General features: G+C 68.4%; 23 protein-coding genes. 6 read left to right on the top strand and 17 right to left on the bottom strand.

Going from position 1 to position 23611, the window contains the following annotated elements:
* Positions 1-158: 158 nt before the first annotated feature.
* From phrB to I0D00_RS08010, 5 genes are all read right to left on the bottom strand, one after another.
* A complete protein-coding gene (phrB, locus tag I0D00_RS08030; protein ID WP_213640251.1) occupies positions 159-1601 on the bottom strand; it encodes a deoxyribodipyrimidine photo-lyase in 1443 nt (480 codons plus the stop codon).
* Positions 1592-2533: a MerR family transcriptional regulator gene (locus tag I0D00_RS08025; RefSeq protein WP_213639209.1), complete on the bottom strand. Its 942-nt coding sequence runs from the start codon at positions 2531-2533 to the stop codon at positions 1592-1594. Before I0D00_RS08025 ends, phrB begins: the two co-directional genes overlap by 10 nt.
* A complete protein-coding gene (locus tag I0D00_RS08020) occupies positions 2530-3498 on the bottom strand; it encodes a YbgA family protein (RefSeq protein WP_213639208.1) in 969 nt (322 codons plus the stop codon). Before I0D00_RS08020 ends, I0D00_RS08025 begins: the two co-directional genes overlap by 4 nt.
* 120 nt (positions 3499-3618) lie before the next feature.
* Entirely contained in the window at positions 3619-3852 is a 234-nt protein-coding gene (locus I0D00_RS08015; protein WP_213639207.1) for a TIGR02450 family Trp-rich protein, read from the bottom strand.
* Between the two features lie 27 nt (positions 3853-3879).
* Positions 3880-4872, bottom strand: coding sequence for an NAD(P)/FAD-dependent oxidoreductase (locus I0D00_RS08010; protein WP_213639206.1), 993 nt, complete (start codon positions 4870-4872; stop codon positions 3880-3882).
* Positions 4873-5069: 197 nt separating this feature from the next.
* Here I0D00_RS08010 and I0D00_RS08005 point away from each other — a divergent pair, with 197 nt between their 5' ends.
* From I0D00_RS08005 to I0D00_RS07995, 3 genes are all read left to right on the top strand, one after another.
* On the top strand, positions 5070-5975 hold the full coding sequence (locus I0D00_RS08005; RefSeq protein ID WP_213639205.1) for a TIGR01777 family oxidoreductase: 906 nt from the start codon (positions 5070-5072) through the stop codon (positions 5973-5975).
* Between the two features lie 12 nt (positions 5976-5987).
* Positions 5988-7010, top strand: coding sequence for a ferrochelatase (gene hemH, locus I0D00_RS08000; RefSeq protein WP_213639204.1), 1023 nt, complete (start codon positions 5988-5990; stop codon positions 7008-7010).
* 147 nt (positions 7011-7157) lie between these two features.
* The gene (locus I0D00_RS07995) at positions 7158-8489 is read left to right on the top strand and encodes a spinster family MFS transporter (RefSeq protein ID WP_213639203.1); all 1332 of its coding nucleotides are present in this window, start codon (positions 7158-7160) and stop codon (positions 8487-8489) included.
* 244 nt (positions 8490-8733) lie between these two features.
* Here I0D00_RS07995 and I0D00_RS07990 read toward each other — a convergent pair whose 3' ends face one another.
* Together I0D00_RS07990 and upp are read right to left on the bottom strand one after the other, a co-directional pair.
* A complete protein-coding gene (locus I0D00_RS07990; protein WP_213639202.1) occupies positions 8734-9996 on the bottom strand; it encodes a uracil-xanthine permease family protein in 1263 nt (420 codons plus the stop codon).
* A gap of 2 nt (positions 9997-9998) precedes the next feature.
* Positions 9999-10637 (bottom strand): uracil phosphoribosyltransferase, encoded by a 639-nt coding sequence (gene upp / locus I0D00_RS07985; RefSeq protein WP_213639201.1) that lies wholly within the window; start codon positions 10635-10637, stop codon positions 9999-10001.
* A 259-nt stretch (positions 10638-10896) separates the two neighbouring features.
* On the opposite strand from upp, the gene I0D00_RS07980 reads away from it, so the two are divergent.
* The 3 genes from I0D00_RS07980 to I0D00_RS07970 all read left to right on the top strand — a co-directional run bounded on the left by I0D00_RS07980 (position 10897) and on the right by I0D00_RS07970 (position 13040).
* Positions 10897-11454, top strand: a complete 558-nt coding sequence (locus I0D00_RS07980; RefSeq protein ID WP_213639200.1) for a hypoxanthine-guanine phosphoribosyltransferase — start codon at positions 10897-10899, stop codon at positions 11452-11454.
* A 3-nt stretch (positions 11455-11457) separates the two neighbouring features.
* Complete coding sequence (locus tag I0D00_RS07975) at positions 11458-11931, top strand: WbuC family cupin fold metalloprotein (protein ID WP_213639199.1); 474 nt, start codon at positions 11458-11460, stop codon at positions 11929-11931.
* A 101-nt stretch (positions 11932-12032) separates the two neighbouring features.
* Entirely contained in the window at positions 12033-13040 is a 1008-nt protein-coding gene (locus I0D00_RS07970; protein WP_213639198.1) for an Ldh family oxidoreductase, read from the top strand.
* 93 nt (positions 13041-13133) lie between these two features.
* Here I0D00_RS07970 and I0D00_RS07965 read toward each other — a convergent pair whose 3' ends face one another.
* The 10 genes from I0D00_RS07965 to lhpI form a co-directional block, all read right to left on the bottom strand.
* On the bottom strand, positions 13134-14717 hold the full coding sequence (locus I0D00_RS07965; protein ID WP_213639197.1) for an aldehyde dehydrogenase (NADP(+)): 1584 nt from the start codon (positions 14715-14717) through the stop codon (positions 13134-13136).
* 27 nt (positions 14718-14744) lie between these two features.
* Positions 14745-16055 carry a TRAP transporter large permease gene (locus I0D00_RS07960; RefSeq protein WP_213639196.1) on the bottom strand — a complete coding sequence of 437 codons (1311 nt, stop codon included), beginning with the start codon at positions 16053-16055 and terminating at the stop codon, positions 14745-14747.
* Between the two features lie 3 nt (positions 16056-16058).
* Positions 16059-16565, bottom strand: coding sequence for a TRAP transporter small permease subunit (locus I0D00_RS07955; RefSeq protein ID WP_213639195.1), 507 nt, complete (start codon positions 16563-16565; stop codon positions 16059-16061).
* Positions 16566-16612: 47 nt separating this feature from the next.
* Positions 16613-17665 (bottom strand): TRAP transporter substrate-binding protein DctP, encoded by a 1053-nt coding sequence (gene dctP / locus I0D00_RS07950; RefSeq protein WP_213639194.1) that lies wholly within the window; start codon positions 17663-17665, stop codon positions 16613-16615.
* Between the two features lie 91 nt (positions 17666-17756).
* Positions 17757-18674 (bottom strand): dihydrodipicolinate synthase family protein, encoded by a 918-nt coding sequence (locus tag I0D00_RS07945; RefSeq protein ID WP_213639193.1) that lies wholly within the window; start codon positions 18672-18674, stop codon positions 17757-17759.
* 53 nt (positions 18675-18727) lie between these two features.
* Complete coding sequence (locus tag I0D00_RS07940; RefSeq protein ID WP_213639192.1) at positions 18728-19759, bottom strand: trans-3-hydroxy-L-proline dehydratase; 1032 nt, start codon at positions 19757-19759, stop codon at positions 18728-18730.
* A 10-nt stretch (positions 19760-19769) separates the two neighbouring features.
* Positions 19770-20492, bottom strand: coding sequence for an amino acid ABC transporter ATP-binding protein (locus tag I0D00_RS07935; RefSeq protein ID WP_213639191.1), 723 nt, complete (start codon positions 20490-20492; stop codon positions 19770-19772).
* The gene (locus tag I0D00_RS07930) at positions 20485-21135 is read right to left on the bottom strand and encodes an amino acid ABC transporter permease (RefSeq protein WP_213639190.1); all 651 of its coding nucleotides are present in this window, start codon (positions 21133-21135) and stop codon (positions 20485-20487) included. The genes I0D00_RS07935 and I0D00_RS07930 overlap by 8 nt, the downstream gene beginning before the upstream one ends.
* Positions 21136-21148: 13 nt before the next feature.
* Positions 21149-21814: an amino acid ABC transporter permease gene (locus I0D00_RS07925; protein ID WP_213639189.1), complete on the bottom strand. Its 666-nt coding sequence runs from the start codon at positions 21812-21814 to the stop codon at positions 21149-21151.
* A 3-nt stretch (positions 21815-21817) separates the two neighbouring features.
* Positions 21818-23590, bottom strand: a complete 1773-nt coding sequence (gene lhpI, locus I0D00_RS07920) for a cis-3-hydroxy-L-proline dehydratase (RefSeq protein WP_213639188.1) — start codon at positions 23588-23590, stop codon at positions 21818-21820.
* Positions 23591-23611 lie beyond the last annotated feature (21 nt).

The raw sequence follows: 23611 nt of genomic DNA, 5'->3' as shown, positions 1-23611 counted from the left end.
GGACGGTGCCGATGGTGCGCGCGTGCGCGCCACCTAGCAAGAGCGCTGGCAGAACGCCGTAGTCGATGGAAGTGCTGGCGGCAGTCCTGCTGTTCGAGCTACTGCCGAGCCCGGGCCGACGATGTCCAGCCGGAGTGGCCGGAGTGTTCGGGATTCGCTCAGGACGTGGCCCGTGCCTGGTTCTGTGGCAGCTGCCTGAAAGCCGCCAGCGCCCGTTCGCGGCTGAGGCGCAGGTCGACCAGCGGGCGCGGGTAGTCCGGCTCGTCGAACAGGCCGCCGCGCGCCGCGCTCGGCTCGTGGATGGCCTTGTCGTCGAGCCCGGCCAGCTCCGGCAGCCAGTGGCGGATGAAGCGCCCCTGGGGATCGAAGCGCCGCGACTGGCTGACCGGGTTGAACAGGCGGAAGTAGGGCGCAGCGTCGGTGCCGGTGGAGGCGCTCCACTGCCAGCCGCCGTTGTTGGCCGCCAGGTCGCCGTCGATCAGCTGGCGCATGAAGTAGCGCTCGCCGGCGCGCCAGTCGATCAGCAGGTTCTTGGTCAGGAACATGGCCACGACCATGCGCAGGCGGTTGTGCATCCAGCCGGTGGCGTGCAGCTGACGCATCGCCGCGTCGATCAGCGGAATGCCCGTGCGGCCCTCTTGCCAGGCCGCCAGCTCGTCCGGGGCGTCGCGCCAGGGCACGGCCTCGGTCTCCGGGCGGAAGGCGCGGTGCCGCGAGACCCGCGGGTAGCCGACCAGGATGTGCTTGTAGAACTCGCGCCAGAGCAGTTCGTTGATCCAGGTGACGATGCCCTGGTTGCCGCTGTCGAACTCGCCCTGGTTGGCTTGCAGCGCGGCATGCAGGCATTGGCGCGGCGACAGCACGCCGGCGGCTAGGTAGGCCGACAGCTGGCTGGTGCCCGGCTGGGCGGGGATGTCGCGCGCCTCGTGGTAGTGGTCGATCCGTTCGTCGGCGAAGCTCGCCAGGCGCTCCAGCGCCGCCGTCTCGCCCGCCGGCCAGAGCCGGCGTAGCGTCTCGCCCGGCGCGGTGAAGCCCGCCACGGCGGCGGGCACGGTGTCGCCGGCAAGCGCCAGGGGCGTCTGCGCCGCAGGCACCGACAGCAGGGTCGGCAGCGCCCTGTGCAGGCGCTGGTGGCAGAGCTTGCGGAACTGGCTGTAGACCTTGAAGTAGCTACCGGACTGGGTCAGCACGCTGCCCGGCTGCAGCAGCAGCTGATCGAGGCGGCGCTGGAAGGTCACGCCCTGCCCGTCGAGGTGGCGGGCCACGGCCTGGTCGCGGCGTTGCTCGTCGATCCCGTACTCGTCGTTGACCCAGACCGCGGCGATCCGCTGTTCGCGGCACAGCTCGGCGATCACCCCGGGAGCGGCGTCCCAGCTGTCCGCCTGGCGGATCAGCAGCGGTACGTTGAGGCGCGCGAGGGCGGCGGACAGCTCGACCAGGTTGCGCCGCCAGAAATCCACCTTGCACGGGGCGGCGTCGTGCCGACGCCACTGTTCCGGGCTGAGCAGGTAGAGCGCCACGGTCGGGCCGGCGGCCATGGCGGCGGCCAGTGCGCTGTTGTCCCGTACGCGCAGATCGCTGCGCAGCCATATCAGTTGCAGCATGGGGCCCCCTGGCGGCTGTCCTGCAGGTTGAGGTCGTTCAAGGCTTGCAGCGCGGCCAGCGGGTCTTCCGCCAGGGTCAGGTCGTCGCGCCCGGCCAGCAGCCCGCTCAGGGCCTGGCGGTGAATGCGCACCGCCGGCCCGGCCAGCAGGGTCGGGCAGTGGCCGTTGCCGAGCAGGCGCGGCAACCGCGTGGCGTCGAGCGCCTGGCCGGCATACAGCAGCAGGGCGCGGGGACGGATGCGTTCGACGGCCAGGCCCAGCTCGGCGGCGGGCACCGGCCAGTCGAAGACCTCCACCGCATGCCCGGCGCTGCTGGCCAGCCAGGCGGTGAGCCACAGGCCGGGCTCCATCGGCCGCTCCGACAGGCTGATCAGCAGCAGCGGCGCGCCGCCCTGCAGGCGGTTGTTGTGGTACAGCCGGGCGCCCAGCTTGCTGCGCAGCCAGGAGAGGAAGAACACCCGCTCCAGCTCGGCGCCGAACTGGCCGCGCCAGCGCAGCTCCAGGGCTTCCAGCAGCGGCAGCAGCAGCTGCCGGCACAGGGTCTGCGGCGGATACAGCGCCATCTCGTGGTTGAAACAGTCGTCGAGTTGGCGCTCGGCCAGGTCACCTACAGCCGTCAGCAGCTGATGGCGCTTGTGCGCCCACTGCGACAGGCCTTCCTGGGGGGCGCTGCGCTCGGATTGCAGCAGGCCCTTGACCTGGCCCACCGACACGCCGCGCTCCAGCCAGGCGAGGATCGCCCGGACCCGCGCGATATGGTCCGCGGAGTAGAGGCGATGACCCTTGGCCGTGCGCTGCGGCACGATCAGGCCGTAGCGGCGCTCCCAGGCGCGCAGGGTGACGGCATTGACGCCGGTCAGCCGCGCCACCTCGCGGATCGGCAGCAGGTCCCCGCCCGATACCGCCCGCTCGTTGCCGGCGGCGTTCATAGGGCGTTGCGCAGGCTGAGGTCTTCCGGGTGGGGCTGCAGGTAGGCCTGCTGCGCCACGTAGTCGTCCGGATGGCGGCGCAAATGGTGCTTGAGCAGGGTCAGCGGCACCACCAGGGGCACGATGCCGGCGCGGTACTGGCCGATCAGCCGGTGCATTTCCTGGCGTTCGTCCCGGCTCAGGCCCTGTCTGAGGTAGCCGCACAGGTGCTGCAGGACGTTGCTGTGGGTGCCGCGGGTGGCGCACTGCTTGAGTGCGGCCATCAGCTCGCCGAAGTAGTGCGGCGCCAACTGCGCCAGGTCATGCCGGCCGAGGTCGCCCAGCAGCCGGCCGAGGGCCTTGTACTGCAGCGGGGCGGTGGCCATCAGCAGGTACTTGTAGCGCGAGTGGAAGGCGATCAGCTTCCTGCGCGTCAGGCCCTGGCGCAGCAGGCGCTGCCACTCGGCGTAGGCGAACACCCGGGTAATGAAGTTCTCGCGCAGCACCGGGTCGTTGAGGCGGCCATCCTCCTCGACCGGCAGGTTCGGCTGCCGCGCCATCAGGGCCTTGGCGAAGATGCCCTGGCCGCCGGGTGCGCTGGGGCGGCCCCCGTCCTGGTAGACCTTGACCCGCTGCATGCCGCAGGAGGGCGACTTCTGCATCAGGATGTAGCCGCAGATGCCGTCCAGTTCCTCGGCCATGCGCGCGCCATAGGCGGCCAGGCGCTCGGTCACGTCCAGCGCCGGGTTGACCGTGCCGACCGCGCGCGGCGCCAGGGGATCGCCCACCAGGCGGATCGGCTCGCGGGGGGTGGCGAGGCCGATCGCCACCTCCGGGCACAGCGGTACGAAGTCGAAGTGTTCGCCGAGCACCTGGCGGCACAGGCGCGACTCCTTGTGGCCGCCGTTGTAGCGCACTTCGGCGCCCAGCAGGCAGGCGCTGATGCCGATCCTGGGTTTGTCGTGGGCGTTCTGGGCAAGGGGCATGGTGCGACCTCCGCTGAAATGCTGTACGGGTGTCGATATCTGTACAGCTTTGGTCCAGCATAGGCGCACAATCTATCCTGTACAAGTATTTTGTATAGGTTGTGTATAGGTTGGTTGCGGCTACTGCCAGCCCATGCGCCAGTGTCGGGCATCTTGCAGGGCGCGCCAGGGCAGGCGTCGGCTGTGGCGACTGAGCACTGCCTGCAGCTCGACTGCGACGATGTGGTCGTCCTCGTCGCGCAGCAACTCGACGACCAGGAAGTGCTTCTCGCGGTCGCGCGGATGCACTGCTGTCCACTTGGACAGCGGCAGTTTGGCCGGGTTGAGGCGATGGTGGGGCGGTGTGGCGACCATTGCCGGGCTAGCTGAGGCCGGGTCGGCTCACTGCAGGTGGCCGAGCAGCTTGCGGGCCGCCTCCTGGCCGCTCAGCCAGGCCCCTTCTACACGGCCGGACAGGCACCAGTCGCCGCAGGCGTAGAGGCCCAGGTCGGCGTCGGCCAGCGCCCCCCACTGGTGGGCGGTGCCCGGGCGGGCGTAGAGCCAGCGGTGGGCCAGGCTGAAGGACGGCGCCGGCACGGTGCAGCCGATCATCTCGGCGAAGGCGCCGAGCAACCGCTCCACCACCTCCTCCTTGGGCAGGTCCAGGTGCTGCTTGCTCCAGCCGCTGCTGGCGTGCAACACCCAGGTGTCCAGGGTGGTCTCGCGGCCGGGCTTGCTGCGGTTGCGGGCCAGCCAGTCGAGCGGGCTGTCGTGCACGAAGCAGCCTTCCACCTCGGTCTGCAGCGGGCTGTCGAAGGCCAGGGCGGCGGCCCAGGTCGGCTCCATCGGCACGCTGGCGGCGGCGGCGGCGAGTTTCGGCGCGCTGGCCAGCAGGGCGCTGGCCTGGGGCGCCGGGGTGGCGATCAGCACATGGCTGAAGGGACCATGGCTGCCACCCTCGGCGTCCTGCAGGTGCCAGTGCTGTTCGCCGCGAAACACCTCGGTGATGCGGCAGGAGAAGTGCACCGGCAGCGCACCGAGCAGGGCGCGGGTGATGGCGCTCATGCGCGGGACGCCGACCCAGCGCAACTGCTCGTCCGGGGAGGCGCTCAGCTGGCCGTCGCGGAAGTGGTAGAGGCTCGGCTGCCACTCGGCGACCCAGCCCCGGCTGTGCCATTGCTGGACCGCCTCGACGAAGCGCCGATCGCGCGCGGTGAAGTACTGTGCGCCGAGGTCGAGGGCGCCGGCGTCGCTGCGCTTGCTGGCCATGCGGCCGCCGCTGCCGCGGCTCTTGTCGAACAGCCGCAGCTCGTAGCCCGCGGCGTGCAGGGTCTGGGCGGCCGACAGTCCGGCAATACCGGTGCCGATGATGGCGATGGGGGCGATTGCGGTCATGGTCTACCTCGTGTGCTAGAGCGTTGGATTACGCCTTAGACAAAAGTTCTACAATATTATTATAGTGTACAGATGTTTGGCTTCGTATCCTGTCTCTCTATATTTAGGACAGTCGGCCACGGGATAAAAGGCACGCGCCGACGCTATAACTCAGACTAGGGCGAGAACCCGGTGTTACGCCATGCGAGGAAGATGCCATGCACATATTGCTGACCGGCGGTACTGGCTTGATAGGCCGTGGCCTATGCCGGCACTGGTTGTCCCAGGGGCACAGCCTGACGGTGTGGAGCCGCAGCCCGCAGCGGGTGGCGCGCCTCTGCGGCGCCGGGGTGCGTGGTATCGGCCATCTCGAGGAACTGGGCGAGGAACCGCTGGATGCGCTGGTCAACCTGGCGGGCGCGCCGATTGCCGATCGGCCCTGGACGCGCAAGCGCAAGACCCTGTTGTGGGCCAGCCGTATCGGCCTCACCGAGCAGCTGCTGGCCTGGCTGGGCCGGCGCGAGCAGAGGCCCGAGGTGTTGCTGTCCGGCTCGGCGGTGGGCTGGTATGGCGATGGCGGCGAGCGCGAGTTGCATGAGGACATGCCGCAGGTCACCGACGACTTCGCCGCCCAGTTGTGCGGCGCCTGGGAGGAAACCGCGCAGCGCGCCGAGGCCCTGGGCATCCGTGTGGTGCTGCTGCGCACCGGCCTGGTGCTGGCGCGCGACGGCGGCATGCTCAAGCGCCTGATGCCGCCGTTCAAGCTGGGCCTCGGCGGCCCCCTGGGCGATGGCCGGCAGTGGATGCCCTGGGTCCATCTGGCCGACCAAATTGCCCTGATCGATTTTCTCATGCACCAGCAGCAGGCCACGGGTCCCTATAATGCCTGCGCTCCGCAGCCGGTGCGCAACGCCGATTTCGCCCGGGCCCTGGGTCGTGCCCTGCACCGCCCGGCGATCCTGCCGGCGCCGGCCTTCGTCCTGCGCGTGGTCCTGGGCGAGCTGTCCGGCCTGCTGCTCGGTGGCCAGCGAGCGCTGCCGGTGCGCCTGGAGGAGGCCGGGTTCGCGTTTCGGTTCACCGATCTGGATGCGGCCCTCGAGGACATTCTGGCCGATCACCATTGAATAGGACTGTGTATGACCGATCACGCCTTGTTGCTGGTCAACCTGGGCTCCCCGGCATCGACCGACGTGGCCGATGTACGACGCTACCTCAACCAATTCCTCATGGACCCCTACGTGGTCGACCTGCCCTGGCCGCTGCGGCGCCTGCTGGTGTCGCTGATCCTGATCAGGCGCCCGGCACAATCGGCCGAGGCCTATGCGTCGATCTGGTGGGCGGAGGGATCGCCGCTGGTGGTGCTGAGCCGGCGCCTGCAGCAGGCGATGGACGGGCACTGGCCGCATGGCCCGGTGGAGTTGGCGATGCGCTACGGCGAGCCGTCGATCGAGGCGGCGCTGCTGCGGCTGGCCGCCCAGGGCGTGCGCCAGGTGACCCTGGCGCCGCTCTACCCGCAGTTCGCCGACAGCACCGTGACCACGGTGGTGGAGGAGGCCAAGCGGGTGCTGCGCGAACAGGCCCTGAAGCTGGACTTCGCCCTCCTGCCGCCGTTCTACGATCGGCCGGAGTACCTCGAGGCCCTGGTGGACAGCGCCAGGCCCCATCTGCAGCAGGGCTTCGACCACCTGCTGCTGAGTTTCCACGGCCTGCCCGAGCGGCACCTGCACAAGCTCGACCCCAGCGGCCACTGCCTGCAGGGCGCCGATTGCTGCCGCACGGCGCCGCCCGAGGTGCTCGCCAGCTGCTACCGCGCCCAGTGCCTGCGCAGCGCCGAGGCCTTCGCAGTGCGCCTGGGGCTGAGTCCCGAGCAGTGGTCGGTGTCCTTCCAGTCGCGCCTGGGCAAGGCCAAGTGGATCGAGCCCTACACCGAGACCCGCCTGGACGAACTGGGCCGCCAGGGGGTGAAGAAGCTGCTGGTGATGTGCCCGGCCTTCGTCGCCGACTGCATCGAGACCCTGGAGGAGATCGGCGACCGTGGCCGCGAACAGTTCCAGGCCGCCGGTGGCGAGACCTTGGAGCTGGTGCCCTGCCTCAACGATCATCCGAGCTGGGTGGCCGCCCTCGCGCAGCTGTGCGCACGGGCCCCGGCGATGCGCTGAGCGGAAGCGTCATCAGCCTGCAGCCAGGCGCTTGATTCGCCTGGCTGATAACGGCGGGTGCTGATACTGAGTGCTCTTTATATCGACTTAAGCTGGCGCTACCTTCAACCATCGCGCACCGCCGCAGCGGTGCCGAGGAGAGCGTCCGTGCATAACAAGAATAACGGCTACCCCTCCGGCGTCCGTGCCTGGGCCACAGTTGCCATCCTCATGGTGGCCTATGTGCTGTCCTTCATCGACCGGCAGATCCTCAACCTGCTGGTCGGCCCGATCCGCCGCGACCTGCTGATCAGCGACACCCAGATGAGCCTGCTGATGGGCCTGTCCTTCGCCCTGTTCTACACCGTGTGCGGCATCCCCCTGGGGCGCATGGCCGATACCCGCAGCCGGCGCGGGCTGATCGCCATCGGCGTGCTGTTCTGGAGCGCCGCCACCGCGGCCTGCGGCATGGCCAAGCTGTACTGGCAGTTCCTGCTGTGCCGCATCGGCGTCGGCGTCGGCGAGGCGGCCCTGTCGCCGGCGGCCTATTCGCTGATCGCCGACAGCTTTCCCGCCGAGCGCCGCGCCACCGCCATCAGCGTCTACTCCATGGGCGTCTACCTGGGCTCGGGGCTGGCCTTCCTGCTCGGCGGCCTGGTGATCCAGTTCGCCTCGGCCCAGGGCGACGTGCTGCTGCCGCTGCTGGGCGAGGTGCGGCCCTGGCAGTTGATCTTCCTGTTGCTGGGCGCCGCCGGGGTGCTGTTCACCCTGCTGCTGCTGGCGGTGCGGGAGCCGGTGCGGCGTGGCGTCGGCGCCGGGGTGGCGGTGCCGCTGGCCGACGTCGGCCGCTATATCCGCGCCAACCGGCGCACCGTGCTGTGCCACAACTTCGGCTTCGCCGGCTTGTCGTTCGCCGGCTACGGCAGCGCCGCCTGGGTGCCGACCTTCTTCATCCGTACCCATGGCTGGGATGCCGGTCAGGTGGGTATCGTCTACGGCGGCATCGTGGCGGTATTCGGCTGCCTGGGCATCGTTTTCGGCGGGCGTCTGGACGACTGGATGGCCAGGCACGGGCGCAGCGACGCCAACATGCGCGTCGGCCTGTACGCCGCCATCGCCGCCGTGCCCTGCGTGCTGAGCTTCCCGCTGGTGAACAGCGGCTTTTGGGCCGCCGTGTTGATGGCGCCGACCGTGTTCTGCCTGAGCATGCCATTCGGCGTGGCCCCGGCGGCGATCCAGGAGATCATGCCCAACTCGATGCGCGGCCAGGCCTCGGCCATCTACCTGTTCGTCATCACCCTGATCGGCCTGGGCCTGGGGCCCACGGCGGTGGCGCTGGTCACCGACTACGGCTTCGGCGACGACCAGGCGCTGCGCTACTCGCTGCTGCTGGTCAGCGCGTTGGCGGTGTTCTCCTCGATCCTGCTGCTCGCCCAGGGCCTCAAGCCCTACCGGGAGAGCGTGGTGCGCCTGCAGCAGTGGGCGGCCGAGCCGGCTTGAGTTCCGTCGCGACAATTAAGAAAGCCCCGCCTTGGCGGGGCTTTCTATTGGATAGTTACCAGACGGTTTGAAAACCTAGCGAGCGAAGGCTAGGCAAGGCGAAGTCAGGCGAAGAAGCGCAATGGACTGGAGTCCATGAGCATTCTGGGTCTGATTGACTCACTTCGTTCGCCCTACGGGCCAGCCTTCGGCTGTTACTCCGCTGCGCTACGTTTCAACGCCGCATAGCCGAGTGCAGTAGTTTTCAGCGTTCTTCGCTCAGCGCCTTGCTGCGCCAGCCTTGGCCGCCGGGCAGCAACAGGTTGAGCAGGATGGCGACTATGCCGCACAGGGAGATGCCCTTGAGACTGACGTCGCCGGCGCCGATGACCATGCCGCCGATGCCGAACACCAGGGTCACCGCGACGATCACCAGGTTGCGCGCCTCGGACAGGTCGACCTGGTGACGGATCAGGGTGTTGAGGCCGACCACCGCGATGGAGCCGAACAGCAGGCAGAGGATGCCGCCCATCACCGGCACCGGGATGCTCTGCAGCGCCGCACCGAACTTGCCGATGAAGGCCAGGGCCATGGCGATCAGCGCGGCCCAGACCATCACCTTGGGGTTGAAGTTCTTGGTCAGCATCACCGCGCCGGTGACTTCCGAGTAGGTGGTGTTGGGCGGGCCGCCGAGCAGGCCGGCGGCCGAGGTGGCCAGGCCGTCGCCGAGCAGGGTGCGGTGCAGGCCGGGCTTCTTCAGGTAGTTCTTGCCGGTCACCGTGCCGATCGCCAGCACGTCGCCGATGTGCTCGATGGCCGGGGCGATGGCCACCGGCAGGATGAACAGGATCGCTCCCCAGTGCAGTTCCGGGGCGACGAAGTTCGGCACCGCCAGCCAGGGCGCGGCGGCCACCGCGGCGAACTCGACCACGCCGAGCAGCACCGCCAGGGCGTAGCCCACGGCGACGCCGCAGAGGATCGGGATCAGGCGGAACAGGCCGCGGCCGATCACCGCGACGATCAGGGTGGTGAGCAGCGCCGGCAGGGAGATCATCAGCGCCGTGTCATAGGGCACCAGTTGCACGCTGGCATCGCCGGCCTTGCCCATCGCCATGTTCGCCGCCACCGGCGCCAGGCCCAGGCCGATGGCCATGATCACCGGACCGATCACCACCGGCGGCAGCAGGCGGTCGATGAAGCCGGTGCCCTTCAGGCGCACCGCGCCGGCCAGCAGCATGTACATGACGCCGGCGGCGACCAGGCCGCCGAGGGTCGCCGGCAGGCCGAAGTCGCTTTTCGCCGCCAGGATGGGGGCGATGAAGGCGAAGCTGGAGGCGAGGAACACCGGCACCTGGTTCTTGGTCACCAGCTGGAAGATCAGGGTGCCGAGGCCGGCGGTGAACAGCGCCACGTTGGGGTCCATGCCGGTGATCAGCGGCATCAGCACCAGGGCGCCGAAGGCCACGAAGAGCATCTGCGAGCCGGCCAGGGCCTGGCGCCAGGTCGGGTCCTGCATGTGGTCCTGCATGCTCAGGCGTCCTTCTGCTTGGTGCCGAAGATCTTGTCGCCGGCATCGCCCAGGCCGGGAATGATGTAGCCGTGCTCGTTCAGGCGCTCGTCGATGGAGGCGGTGAAGATGGTCACGTCCGGGTGGGCATCGGCCACCGCCTTGATGCCCTCCGGCGCGGCGACCAGCACCATGGCGCGGATCTCCTTGCAGCCGGCCTTCTTCAGCAGGTCGATGGTGGCGACCATGGAGCCGCCGGTGGCGAGCATCGGGTCGATGATCAGCGCCAGGCGCTCGTCGATCTCCGGCGCGAGCTTCTCCAGGTAGGTGTGCGCCTGCAGGGTCTGCTCGTTGCGCGCCACGCCCACGGCGCTGACCTTGGCCCCGGGAATCAGGCTGAGCACGCCGTCGAGCATGCCGATGCCGGCCCGCAGGATCGGCACCACGGTGATCTTCTTGCCGGCGATCTTCTCCACCTGCACGGTGCCGGCCCAGCCCTGGACCTCGTAGTTCTCCAGGGGCAGGTCCTGGGTCGCCTCGTAGGTCAGCAGGGCGCCGACTTCCTGGGCCAGTTCGCGGAAGTTCTTCGTGCTGATGTCGGCGCGGCGCATCAGACCGAGCTTGTGGCGGATCAGCGGGTGGCGGATCTCGAGGATGGGCATGCGGGCTCTCCGGCGGACTGGCGAAAAATGGCGCTAGAGTAAAGCATTGCGCCGGCCAAGTGGGGCGCGCCATGTCGAGTATTGCCGGGGGATTGCGTTTAATATCCGCCTGTTCGCCGAGATAGACGGCCGGGTGGCCGCGTTTGTCCGCCAGGGCTTGCCCCGCGGCGGCCGGATGCGTACCTTTGCCGACTTTTATTTTGACGACCCGATCAGGTTCTCTGCCTCGCGCAGGGCCCTTCACTCAAGAGGAAGCACCATGCCCGCCGATCTCGCGCACATTCGCCAAGTCATGGCGGAAGCCGACTGCCTGTACACCGAAGCCGAAGTGGAAGCGGCCATCGACCGGGTCGCCGCGGCCATCAACGACCAGCTGGCCGAGCGCAACCCGGTGGTGTTCTGCGTGATGAACGGCGGCCTGATCTTCTCCGGCAAGCTGCTGCCCAAGCTCGACTTCCCCCTGGAACTGTCCTACCTGCACGCCACCCGCTACCGCAACGAGACCAGCGGCGGCGAGCTGTTCTGGAAGGCCAAGCCGGAAATCTCCTTCATCGACCGCGACGTGCTGATCATCGACGACATCCTCGACGAGGGCCACACCCTCGGCGCCATCATCGACTTCTGCCGTCACGCCGGCGCCAGCGCGGTGCACACCGCGGTGCTGATCGACAAGGACCACGAGCGCAAGGCGCGCCCGGACCTCAAGGCCGATTACGTCGGCCTGCCGTGCATCGACCGCTACATCTTCGGCTACGGCATGGACTACAAGGGCTACTGGCGCAACGCCGCCGGCATCTATGCGGTCAAGGGCCTGTAAGCCATGAGCGCGCCACGCCTGCTCGATCAACGGCTGTTCGGCGAACTGGCCGCGCAGGCCGCGGCCAACCCGCGCCAGCGCCAGCACCACAACTTCCACCAGATGGAGGAGCCCTGCCACCGCATGGCCGTGGGCCTGCAGCCGGATACCTATATCCCGCCGCACCGCCACCTGGCGGCGGACAAGGCCGAGGCCCTGCTGGTGCTCAAGGGGCGCCTGGGCCTGCTGATCTTCGACGACAACGGCGAGCTGCGCGACAAGCAGCTGCTGCAGGCCGGCGGCGACTGCGTCGGCGTCGACCTGCCGCCCGGGGTGTTCCATGCCCTGGTGGTGCTGCAGGCCGACAGCATCCTGTTCGAGTGCAAGGCCGGGCCCTACCGCCCGGTCGGCGAGGGCGAGCGGGCGCCCTGGGCGCCGAACGAGGGCGAGGCCGCTGCGGCCGAGTACCTGGCCTGGATGCGCGGGCAGTTCGCCTGAACGAGGTTGTGCCGAATTCGTCAGATTCCCCGGCTAAACGACTCAAGCCGGTGCAGGCCCGAGGCGCCACCCTAGCCGTTGGTTAGTAGAGGAGCCGCACCGTGATTCGATTGACCCTGGAACAAGCGCGCGAACTGGCGCAGGACATCCTGCGCAGCAATGGCTTCAGCGAGCCCCACGTGCAGGCGGTGACGGCCACGGTGCTGGCCGGGGAGCGCGACGGTTGCGCCTCCCATGGCCTGTACCGGCTGCTCGGTTGCGTCAGCTCGCTCAAGGCCGGCAAGGTGGTGGCCGATGCCGAGCCGCAGGTGTTCGACCAGGCCCCGGCGATCGTCCGCGTCGATGCCCGCGGCGGCTTCTCCCAGCTGGCCTTCCAGGCCGGCCTGCCGGCGTTGCTGGCCAAGACCCGCGACTGCGGCATCGCCGCCCTGGCGATCAACCGCTGCGTGCATTTCTCCGCCCTGTGGGTGGAGATCGAGGCCCTGACCGACGCCGGCCTGGTGGCCCTGGCCTGCACCCCCAGCCATGCCTGGGTGGCGCCGGCCGGCGGCACCCAGCCGGTGTTCGGCACCAACCCGATCGCCTTCGGCTGGCCGCGTTCGGGCCGTCAGCCCTTTATCTTCGACTTCGCCACCAGCGCCATCGCCCGCGGCGACATCGAGCTGCACCGCCGTGCCGGCCAGCCGATTCCCCTGGGCTGGGGCATCGATGCCCAGGGTCAGCCCAGCACCGATGCCGCCGCCGTGCTCAACGGCGCCATGCTGACCTTCGGCGGGCACAAGGGCTCGGCTTTGGCGGCCATGGTCGAGCTGATCGCCGGGCCGCTGATCGGCGACCTGACCAGCGCCGAGTCCCTGGCATTCGACGCCGGCAGCCGGTCCTCGCCCTATCATGGCGAACTGATCATCGCCCTGGACCCGCGGCGCTTTCTCGGCGAGGACGCCGACAGCCACCTGGGGCGCGCCGAGAGCCTGTTCGCCAGCATCCAGGGCCAGGGCGCGCGCCTGCCTTCGCAGCGCCGCTACCAGGCCCGGGCGCGCAGCGCCGAGCAGGGCGTGCAGATTCCCCAGGCCCTCTATGACGACCTCAAGGCGTTGATCCTCGGGTAGAACCGTAGGGTTATAACCGCGAAGCCTCGATAAAAAAGCCCCGGCTCGATAAGCCGGGGCAAGACAGCAACCCTGGGACCTGGCCGACAGCTTTCAGGGCAGGGCTTGCCGCGTGGTCTCACCGTCCACCAGGCGGGCGATGCCCAGGGGGTTGGCATTCTGCAGCGCCGGCGGCAGCAGCGCGTCGGGGCAGTTCTGGTAGCAGACCGGGCGCAGGAAGCGCTCGATGGCCGCGCTGCCCACCGAGGTACCGCGAGGGTCGGAGGTGGCCGGGTAGGGGCCGCCGTGGACCATGGCGTCACACACCTCGACCTCGGTCGGGTAGCCGTTGAGCAGCAGGCGCCCGGCCTTCTGCTCGAGCAGCGCCAGCAGCCCGGCGCAGCCATCCAGGTCCGCCGGTTCGGCGATCAGGGTGGCGGTGAGCTGGCCGTGCAGGCCATGCAGCGCCCGCTCCATTTCGGTCTGATCGGCGACCTCGACCAGCACCGTGGCCGGCCCGAACACCTCTTCCTGGAGCAGCGCGTCGCCCTCCAGCAGCAGGCGGGCGTCGGCCTGGAACAGCTGCGGCCGGGCCTGCTGCCCCGTCTGTGCACTACCTGCCAGGTGGCGGATGCCCGGGTGCGCGTGCAGCCGCTCCAGGCCGGCGGCGTAGCTCTGCAGGGTGCCGGCGTTGAGCATGGTCTGGGCCGGCTGCGCGGCCATCCTGGCGGCGAACTCCTGGACGAACGCGCTGAACTCCGCCGAACGCACGCCAAGCACCAGGCCCGGGCTGGTGCAGAACTGCCCGCAGCCGAGCAGCACCGAGCCGCTCAGCTCGCTGGCGATCTGCACGCCGCGGCTCTTCAGCGCCGCCGGCAGCAGCACCACCGGGTTGATGCTGGACATCTCGGCGAACACCGGGATCGGCTGGGGACGCGCCGCGGCCAGGTCGCACAGCGCCCGGCCGCCCCTGAGCGAGCCGGTGAAGCCGACCGCCTGGATCGCCGGGTGCCTGACCAGGTCGGCGCCGACCGTGTTGCCGTAGATCATGTTGAACACCCCTTTCGGCATCCCGGTCTTCTCGGCGGCGCGGAGCAGTGCGTCGGCCATGCATTCGGCGGTAGCCATGTGCCCGCTGTGGGCCTTGAACACCACCGGACAGCCGGCCGCCAGGGCCGCGGCGGTGTCGCCGCCGGCGGTGGAGAAGGCCAGGGGAAAATTGCTGGCGCCGAACACCGCCACCGGCCCCAGGCCGATGCGGTACTGACGCAGGTCCGGGCGTGGCAGCGGCTGGCGCTCGGGCAGCGCGCGGTCGATGCGCGCGCCATGGAAGTCGCCACGGCGCAGCACCTGGGCGAACAGGCGCATCTGGTTGCTGGTGCGGCCGCGCTCGCCCTGGATACGCGCCGCCGACAGGGCGGTCTCGCGGCACACCAGGGCGACGAAGTCCTCGCCCAGGGCGTCGATCTCGTCGGCGATGGCGTCGAGGAACTCGGCGCGGCGCTCGGCCGCCAAGCTGCGAAACAGCGGGTAGGCCGCGGCTGCGGCGCGGGCGGCGGCATCTACCTCGGCCGGGGTGGCCTGGATGAATTCATAGGGCAGGGCCTCGCCGCTGCTGGCATCGAGGCTGTGCAGGTGCACGTTGCCGGCGGCGCTACGGGCACCGCCGATAGAGTTGTGGCCGAGGATAATGGGCATGCAGGGCTCCTTGAAATGACGGGGGGACTAGAACAGTTGTCGCGGCAGCCAGGTCGCCAGCCCCGGTAGCAGCAGGATGATCAGGAACAGCAGCAACTGGATCAGGATGAATGGGATCACGCCGCGGTACATGTGGCCGTAGCCGAAATCGGGGGGCGCGATGGATTTCAGGTAGAAGATCGAAGGCGCCATCGGCGGGGTCAGGTAGGAGGTCTGGATCACCACCATGAACATCACCGCGAACCAGACCGGGTCGATACCGGCGAGCTTGATCAGTGGGGTGAAGATCGGCACGAAGATCAGCACGATGGAAATCCAGTCCAGCACCATGCCGGCCAGCAGAACGATCAGCAGCAGCGCGAAGATCAGCCAGTAGGGGCTCAGGGCCAGCTCCTGGATGAACTCGGCGAGCGCCCAGCCACCGCCACTGATGGCGAATATCGCGGTGAACAGCGTGCCGCCGACCACGATGAGCATGATCATCGCGGTGATCCTGACGGTCGAGACCAGCGCCTCGCCCAGCCGCGCCAGGCTCAGCTCGCCGAAGCACAGGGCCAGCAGCGCCGCACCGAAGGCCCCGACCGCCGCCGATTCGGTGGGCGAAGCGATGCCCATCAGCATCGAGCCGAGCACCGCGGCGATCAGCAGGAAAGGCGGCACCAGGGCCTTGAGGGTGATCCTGAGCTTTTCCGTCAGCGCCACCTGGCGCATCTCCGCCACCGCGGGTGCCAGGGCCGGCCTCAGCCAGCAGGCGACGCCGATATACAGCAGGAACAGCGCCATCATCAGCAGGCCGGGAATCAGCGTGGCGGCGAACAGCTGGCCGATCGAGAGCTGGGCCATGGAGGCGTACACCACGACTATCACCGAAGGCGGAATGATGGTGCCGAGCGAGCCGCCGGCGCAGATGGTGCCGCTGATCAGCGAACGGTCATAGCGGTACTTGGTCATGGCCGGAATGGCCATCAAGCCGACCACGATTTCCACCGCGCCGACGATGCCCGAGGCGGCGGCGAAGATGCCGCACATCAGCATGGTGGAGATGGCCAGGCCGCCGGAGAAGCCGCCGAGCCAGAGCTGCAGGGCGTTGTACAGGCGCCGGGCCAGGCCGGTCTGCTCGAGAATCGCGCCCATCAGGACGAACAGCGGGATGGCCGACAGGGTGAAGTTCGTCGAAGCCTGCAGCAGCGAGCCGTACATCTGCTGGAAGATGGTGTCGCCGAAGAACAGCATGCCGAACAGGAACGAGGTGGCGATCAGCGAGAAGGACACCGGAATGCCGAGGAAGACGAAGACGAACAGCAGGCAGAACATCAGCAGGGGAACATAGGCCATCATCGTTCAGGTTTCCTTGCTGCCGGGATGCTTGCGGTCGGTCAGGAACAGTACGGCGTCGATCGCTACCTGCAGGGTCAATGCCGCGAGGCCGATGGCCAGGGCCGAATAGAACGGCCACATCAGCGGCGCCCAGGGGCTGACGTGCTCCACCTCGCCGCTGGCGAAGGCATGCAGGGTGCGGCGGCTGGCGACCCAGGTCAGGCCGCCGAGGGCCGGCGCGAGCAGGCAGAGGTAGAAGGCCGCGTTGATCCGCCGTTGCCAGGCCGGCTTGAGCCGGCTGGCAAGAAAATCGATGCGCACATGGGCCTCTTCCTTCAGCGCATAGGCGCAGCCGAGGATGAACAGGGCACCATTGAGCATGTAGGAAATGTCGAAGGCCCACAGGGTCGGGGCATTGAGCACATAGCGCGAGAAGACCTCGTAGATCATCGCCAGCACCAGCAGCAGGGCCATCGCCGCCGCCACCCAGAGCAGCGCGATAGCGGGCAGGCCGTACCATTTGCCTTTCATATCGGTCTCCCGGGCGTGGCGGCCGGGTGGCCGCCTCGCCTTCACGATCAGTGGCGGTAGAGGTAGGAGGAGTTCTTCGACCAGCGCTGCATGTAATCGCTGTAGTCCTTGAAGATCGCCTTGGCGTCGATGTCGTCGGCCTTGCGCGCGGCGATCTTGTCGGCCATCAAGCGGTTGCCGCGCGTGGCGAGGTCGTCGATGACGTCCTTGTCCAGCTGGATGATCTCGATACCCGCTGCGCGGTAGCTGTCCATCGCCTTCATGTCGCTGTCGAGGAAATGGAAGTAGCTCTGCAGGGTGGTGAGTTTGGCGGCCTCCTCCAGCTTGGCCCGGGTCGTTTCATCGATGGCGTTCCAGCTCTCGACGGTCATGAAGAACTCCCAGACGAAGGAGGGTTGGTGGACGCCGGGCGTCACCAGATAGGGAGCCACCTCATGGAAGCCTTCGTTGAGGTTGGCGCCGGGGGTAGCCCACTCGACCGCATCCACGCCCTTGCGCTGCAGCAGGGTGTAGATCTCGCCCGGCGGCACCACCGTCGGCGCGGCACCGACCTGCTGGATGACCTCGGCCCAGGCCCCTGCGGTGCGGTACTTGAGGCCCTTGAAGTCCTCCAGGCGCTGAATCTTCTTGTTGGCATGGGCCAGCACTTCGGTGCTGCCGACGCCCACTACCAGGCTGTGCAGGCCCATGTTCTTCTCACGGAAAGCTTGCAGGTGTTGTAGGCCATTGCCCTCGTACAGCCAACTGATGGTTTCCTCGCCGGACATGCCGCCGGGAAAGCCGGCGAAGACGTTGTTCAGCGGGTCCTGGTTGACCAGGTAAGTGGGAGTCGAGTGGCCGGCCTTGAGCACGCCGCTTTGCACCGATTCGTAGACCTGCAGCGCAGGCACCACGACGCCGGCGCCGATGGGGCGGATCTTCACGCTGTCGTCGGTGAGCAGGGCGGCATTGTCGGCGAAACGCTGGAGAAAGTTGTTGAAGAAGAAGCTGCCCTCGGGCACCGAGGTCGGTACGTTATAGCTGTAACTGGCGGCCTGGCTGGTGGAGCAGATGAATGCCAGGCCCACTGCGACGAGTAACTGGGCTTTATTGCGGATCATGGGGTCTCTCCCTTGGGGTCGAGCGAACGGCCGGCGCAGTCGAGCGCGCCGGCGGCGCGATAAAGGCCCGCCACAGGACGGGCCGAAGGGGTTACAGGCCGACGTCCGGCAGGATCGGGCGGTTGGCCAGGGCCTTGGCCATGATCGCCTCGACGTGGGCGCGGTCTTCACCACGCAGCAGCAGGCGTGGAGGACGGGTCAGCTCGCTGCCGCGGCCGGCGATGGCCTCGCACAGCTTGATGCACTGCACCAGGTCGGCGCGGGCGTCGAGGTGCAGGATCGGCATCAGCCACTCGTAGATCGGCATGGCCTCGGCGAAGCGCCCGGCCTTGCACAGGCGGAAGATGGTCTCGCCTTCTTTCGGGAATACGTTGCTCATGCCCGAGACCCAGCCTTCGGCACCGACCGCGAGGCTTTCCAGCACCACGTCGTCGAGACCGGCGAACAGCACGAAGCGGTCGCCCACCTCATTGCGCACGTCGATGAAACGACGGGTATCGCCGGAGGAATCCTTGAAGCACACCACGTTGTCGCAGTCGGCCAGGGAGATGAGGATGTCCGGGGTGACGTCGTTCTTGTAGATCGGCGGGTTGTTGTAGACCATCAGTGGCACGTCGGCGTGCTTGGCCACGTAACGGTAGTGCTCGGCGGTTTCGTACGGCTTGGAGCCGTAGACCAGCGCGGGCATCAGCATCACGCCGTCGACCCCGGCCTTGCGGACCAGGTTGGCGGTATTGGCCGCGGCGACGCTGGTGAATTCGGCGACGCCACAGATCACCGGTACACGTCCCTTGGCCGCATCGACGGCCACTTCGGTAACGGCGATCTTCTCTTCAGCGGTCAGCGAGGTGTTTTCGCCGACCGAACCGCACACGACCAGACCCGAGACACCGTCGCGGATCACGTTGGAGATGACCTGATGGGTCTTGTCCAGGTTGATGGAGAAATCGTCGTTGAATTGAGTGGTAACCGCGGGGAAGACCCCGCTCCAGTTGACTTTCTTGCTCATGATTGCCTCCGGGTTTTGTATTTCGTATACGTTAGTGGTTGTAAAAAAGACCGCTAGGATTCCAGCGGCCAGGTGTCGGACAGGCGATAGCCCTGGGGCCAGGGGTCGCTCGGGTCGAGCAGGTGCTGGTGGGTGCCGGTGATCCAGGCCCGGCCGGAGAGGCAGGGGATGATCGCCGGGCGCCCGGTCACCTCGGTGAGGCTGTCGATACGGCAGTGGAACTCCGAGCCGATGATCGAGCGGCCGATAAAGCGCTCGCCGACCTGCAGCTGGCCCCTGGCGTGCAGCACCGCCATGCGCGCCGAGCAACCGGTGCCGGTGGGCGAGCGGTCGACCTTGCCGGGGCGGATCACCACCGCGTTGGCGGCGCTCAGCACGCCCTGCTCGCGCTGCAGCGGGCCGGCCAGCTGGCAGAAGGAGATGTGGTCCCAGTCCTGGTTCAGCGGATGGACGAAGCCCAGCTGCTCGTTGGCCGCGCGGGTGATCTTCAGGCCCGTGACGGCCAGGTCGGCGGCCTCGTCGGCCTTCAGGGCGAAGCCCAGGGCCTGGGCGTCGGCGATCACGAAACTGTCGCCGCCGTAGGCGGTGTCCACCTGCAGCGAGCCCAGGCCCTCCACTTCGATCCAGGCGTCGAGCTTGTCGGCGAAGGACGGCAGGTTCGTCACCTCGACGCGCTCGACCTTGCCGTCGCGGCACTGGGCCAGCGCCTCGATCAGGCCGCCGGGGGCCTCCAGCACCAGGCGGGTCTCGGGCTCGGTCATCGGCAGGATGCCGCTTTCCAGCAGCACCGTGGCCACGCACAGCGAGTTGGAGCCGGACATCGGCGGGGTGTCGGCCGGCTCCATGATGATCCAGGCCATCTGCGCCCGCGGGTCCTTGGCCGGCACCAGCAGGTTGACGTGGCGGAACACCCCGCCGCGCGGTTCGTTGAGCATGAAGTTGCGCAGGCTCTGGTCTTCGGCGATCCAGCGCGACTGCGCCCACAGCGTGTCGCCGGGCGGCGGCGCCACGCCACCGACTATGACGTCGCCCACCTCGCCCTCGGCGTGGCAGCTGACCACATGAATGATTTTCGATGAACGCATGGCGCTTCTCCTAGAGCACGGACTTGAGGAAGTCGGCGGTCTCCGCCCGCTGCGGGTTGCCCAGCACCTGCTCGGGCGTGCCGATCTCGTGCACCAGGCCGTTGCGGAAGAAGGCCACGCGGTCGGACACCTCGCGGGCGAAGCCGATCTCGTGGGTCACCAGGACCATGGTCATGCCGTCCTCGGCCAGCAGGCGCATGGTGTCGAGCACCTCGCCGACCAGCTGCGGGTCGAGGGCGCTGGTGGCCTCGTCGAACAGCATGTAGTCCGGCGACATGGCCAGGGCGCGGGCAATGGCCATGCGCTGCTGCTGGCCGCCGGAGAGTTTTCCGGGAAACACCCTGAGCTTGTCGCCCAGGCCCACGTGGGTGAGCTGCTTGACCGCCATGGCCTCGGCCTCCTGGCGGCTCTGGCCGAGCACCTTGCGCGGCGCCAGCATGACGTTCTCCAGCACGGTCAGGTGGGGGAAGGCGTTCCACTGCTGGAACACGATACCGATCTTCTGCCGCAGCTTGTTGAGGTCGGTGGCCTTGGCGTGGACCTCGGTGCCGTCGACGCGGATGCTGCCCTGCTTGATCGACTCCAGGCCGTTGATGCACATCAGCAGGGTCGACTTGCCCGAGCCCGAGCCGCCGATGATGGACACCACCTCGCCCCTGTCCACGGTCAGGCTGACGCCCTTGATCACGTCCAGGTCGCCGAAGGATTTGTGTACCTTGTCGATCTCAATCATTTTCCTGCCACCTTTTCTCCAGTTGGTTACCCAGGCGAGCCACCACCAGGCTGATGAAGTAGTAGATGAGCCCGGCGATGCACAGCACCAGCAGCGGCTCCTGTATGCGTGTGACGATGGTCTGCGAGGCGCGCAGCAGCTCGACGATGCCGATCCACATGACCAGGGCGGTGTCCTTCATCACCGACAGCGTCAGGTTCAGCCAGCCCGGAAAGGCCACCCGGGTGGCCATGGGCAGGACGATATGACGCAGGTCCTGCCAGTAGTTCAGGCCCAGCGAGCGGGCGGCGCGGCGCACGTTGGGCGACACGGCCAGCACGCCACTGCGCACGATCTCGGTGCAGTAGGCGGCGGCATAGATACCCAGCACCCCGCAGGCGACGCTGAAGGCGCTCCAGTCGAGGCCGGCGATGCTTTTCAGCGAGTTGAACAGGACGAACTGGATCAGCAGCGGCACGCTGCGGAACACGTCCAGCAGCCAGGCCAGCGGCAGGGTGGCGCGCGGCAGGGTGGCCCGCAGCAGGCCGCAGAGCACGCCGCCAAGGGTGCCCAGGAACATCGCGCCGAGGGTCAGCAGGAGGGTGGTCCAGGCGCCTTGCGCGAGGTACAGCAGGTCGGTCGAGGTAAGGCTGGTGACGAACATGGCCGGTGCTCTCCTAGTAGCGGAACAGGCGCCAGCCGAGCAGGCGGGCGGTCAGCACTATGGCTTTGGCGATCAGGTAGTAGAGGACGGCCGCCAGGGCGAAGTACTCGAAGGTGCGGAAGGTCTTCACGTTGTAGTCCTGGGTGACGCCGGTGAGGTCGTTGTTGAGGCCGACGATGACGCCCAGGGAGGTCATCAGCACCGCCCAGACCATCTGGTTGGTCAGCGGGTAGAAGACGATGCGCAGCAGCTGCGGCACGATGATCAGGCGGTAGGCCTTGAACGCGCTCATGCCCAGGGAGCGGGCCGCGCGCATCTGCGTATCGGGCACGGCCTTGAGGCCGCCGCGAAAGTTCTCCGCCAGGTAACCGGCGTTGTTGAAGGTGATCCCGGCCAGCAGCGCGGCCCAGGAGCTGATGTGCAGGCCGAAGGAGCCCAGGCCGAAGTACAGCAGGTAGATCTGGAACAGCGACGGCGTGTTGCGCGCCACCGAGACCCAGGCCTCGGCGAAGCCACGGGTCAGCGGATTGCTCGTCTGCCGCATCAGGGTCAGGCACAGGGCGATCAGCACGCCGAAGATCATCGACAGGGCGGCGGTCTCGAAGGTGACCCAGGCGCCGCCGAGCATGTCGGGCAGCGCCTTGAAGGCCGAGCGCCAATGGAAGCTGTAGTCGAACATGGCTCAAGCGGCTCCTTGGCAGGGGGTGGCCGGGTTCAGCCAGGCCGGCAGCTCGCCGCTGGCCTGGCCGCTGCAGGCGGCCTCGACGCAGGCCGCCAGACCGGCGAAATGCACCTTGCGGCCGACCAGGCCCGGGGCGTAGTGGGCGTATTTGCCGGAGTTGGTCATCAGGGTCTTGGCCGTCACCGGCAGCACCGGCTCGCCGAGCATGCACCAGCAGGTGTCGGTGACGAACTGCGCGCCGAAGGCCTCCAGCGCGGCGACGTGGCCGGCCTGGCGGGCCTGTTCGTGCACGTGGCGGCCGCAGGTGATCACCAGGGCCACCTCGAGGTGCTTGCGGCGGCCCTGGCAGAGGCGGGCGAGGGTGGCGCATTCGCTCAGGGAGAAGTGCGGGTTGCCCAGCGACACCAGGCCCAGCTCGGGGCTGTCGGCACTGTTCAGCTCGCGCCAGCTGGCGAGCAGGTCCTGCCGGCCGAGGCGCAGGGTCTGTCGCGCCGGCTCGCCTGCCAGGGCCTGCTCGGCGCTCGCGGCCTCCGGGGTCACGCCGACGATGTGGAACATCGGCGCCGCCGAGGTGGTGGCGAAGGCCGCGCCGAAGGCCTTGAGGTCATCCAGGCTCGGCGCGCTTCGCTCCAGTCCGGCAATCACCGGGATCTGACTGCCGGCCAGGGCGCCGATGTGGTAGCCCAGCAGCGGATAGAAAGCATCGTCCAGGCCTGCCGGCGCCGGCACCTCGACCAGCAGGGTGGCGCGCCGGCCCTGTTCCAGGTGACAGCCGGTCAGCGGCGCGCGGCCGGTCAGGGCGATACAGATGTCCAGGTAGTCCGGGTACTTCTGGGTGCGGGCGCCCAGCACGCTGTTGGCGTACACCACCGCGTTGGACTCGGCCCAGACCACCTGCTGGCCCGCCGTCGGCGCGCTGTCCAGCAGGTAGGGCGCGCAGGTGAAACTCATCTGCGCGCCCATTGCCATGTAGGCATCGCCCAGGGCGCTGGCCGGTTCGCCGAAGGCCGGATCGATGCCCTGGGCGCGCCAGCGGCGCTGGTCCACGGAGATGGCGTTGAGGGTGGTCGGCACCCGCACCGCCGCGCCCCAGTCCAGCAACTGGCGGGCGAAGCGCAGGCTGGCCGGGCCGGTATAGATGCAGCCATCGATATGCGCCTGGGCGATATCGATCAGTTCAGTGGCGCCCTGCAGCTCGGCCATCTGCAGGACGATCTGCATGGCCACCTGGGCGGCCTTGCCGTGCCTGCCCTCGAGCAGGGCGCGGTCGCCGTCGTTCAGGGCCACGCCACTGCGGCGGGCAAGCTGCCGGGCCAGGTCCGGCGGCGCCGGTCGCCAGCCGTCATCGGGGGGCAGATCGAAGGCCTGGACCCGGCCGCCGGCAATGCGCACGAAGTGCTTGTCGCGCAGGCAGGCGAAGGCCTCTTCGCCGACGCAGACCACCGGCAGGCCGCGTTCGAACAGGGTCTGGGCCACCAGCGCGCCCAGGCTGAGAATTTCCTCGGGCTGCGCCACCACCAGGGCGGCGGGGGCGTGGCCGTTGAGAATCAGTTCCAGCAGCACGCTGCTGCCGGTGCAGGAGCCGCGCCCGCTGGGGAGCGCCAGCACGCGGCCGGCAATGATCTGGCCGCTCAAGGGGTGATGGCGGTCGATCACCTCGCCGCTGAAGGGGTCGACCCCGCCCCAGAAGCTCAAGCCAACATCGGCGTACAGCAAGTCGCCTTGCGCGTCGCCGGCAACCAGGCTGCGCGCGTGTATCGACAGTTCAGGCATCTGTAGCTCCCGTGCGGCCCG

The sequence above is a fragment of the Pseudomonas lalucatii genome (assembly GCF_018398425.1).
Taxonomy (GTDB): Bacteria; Pseudomonadota; Gammaproteobacteria; order Pseudomonadales; family Pseudomonadaceae; genus Aquipseudomonas; species Aquipseudomonas lalucatii.
Note: the sequence above shows the minus strand (reverse complement) of the source record. Positions and strands in the feature narration are given on the sequence as shown.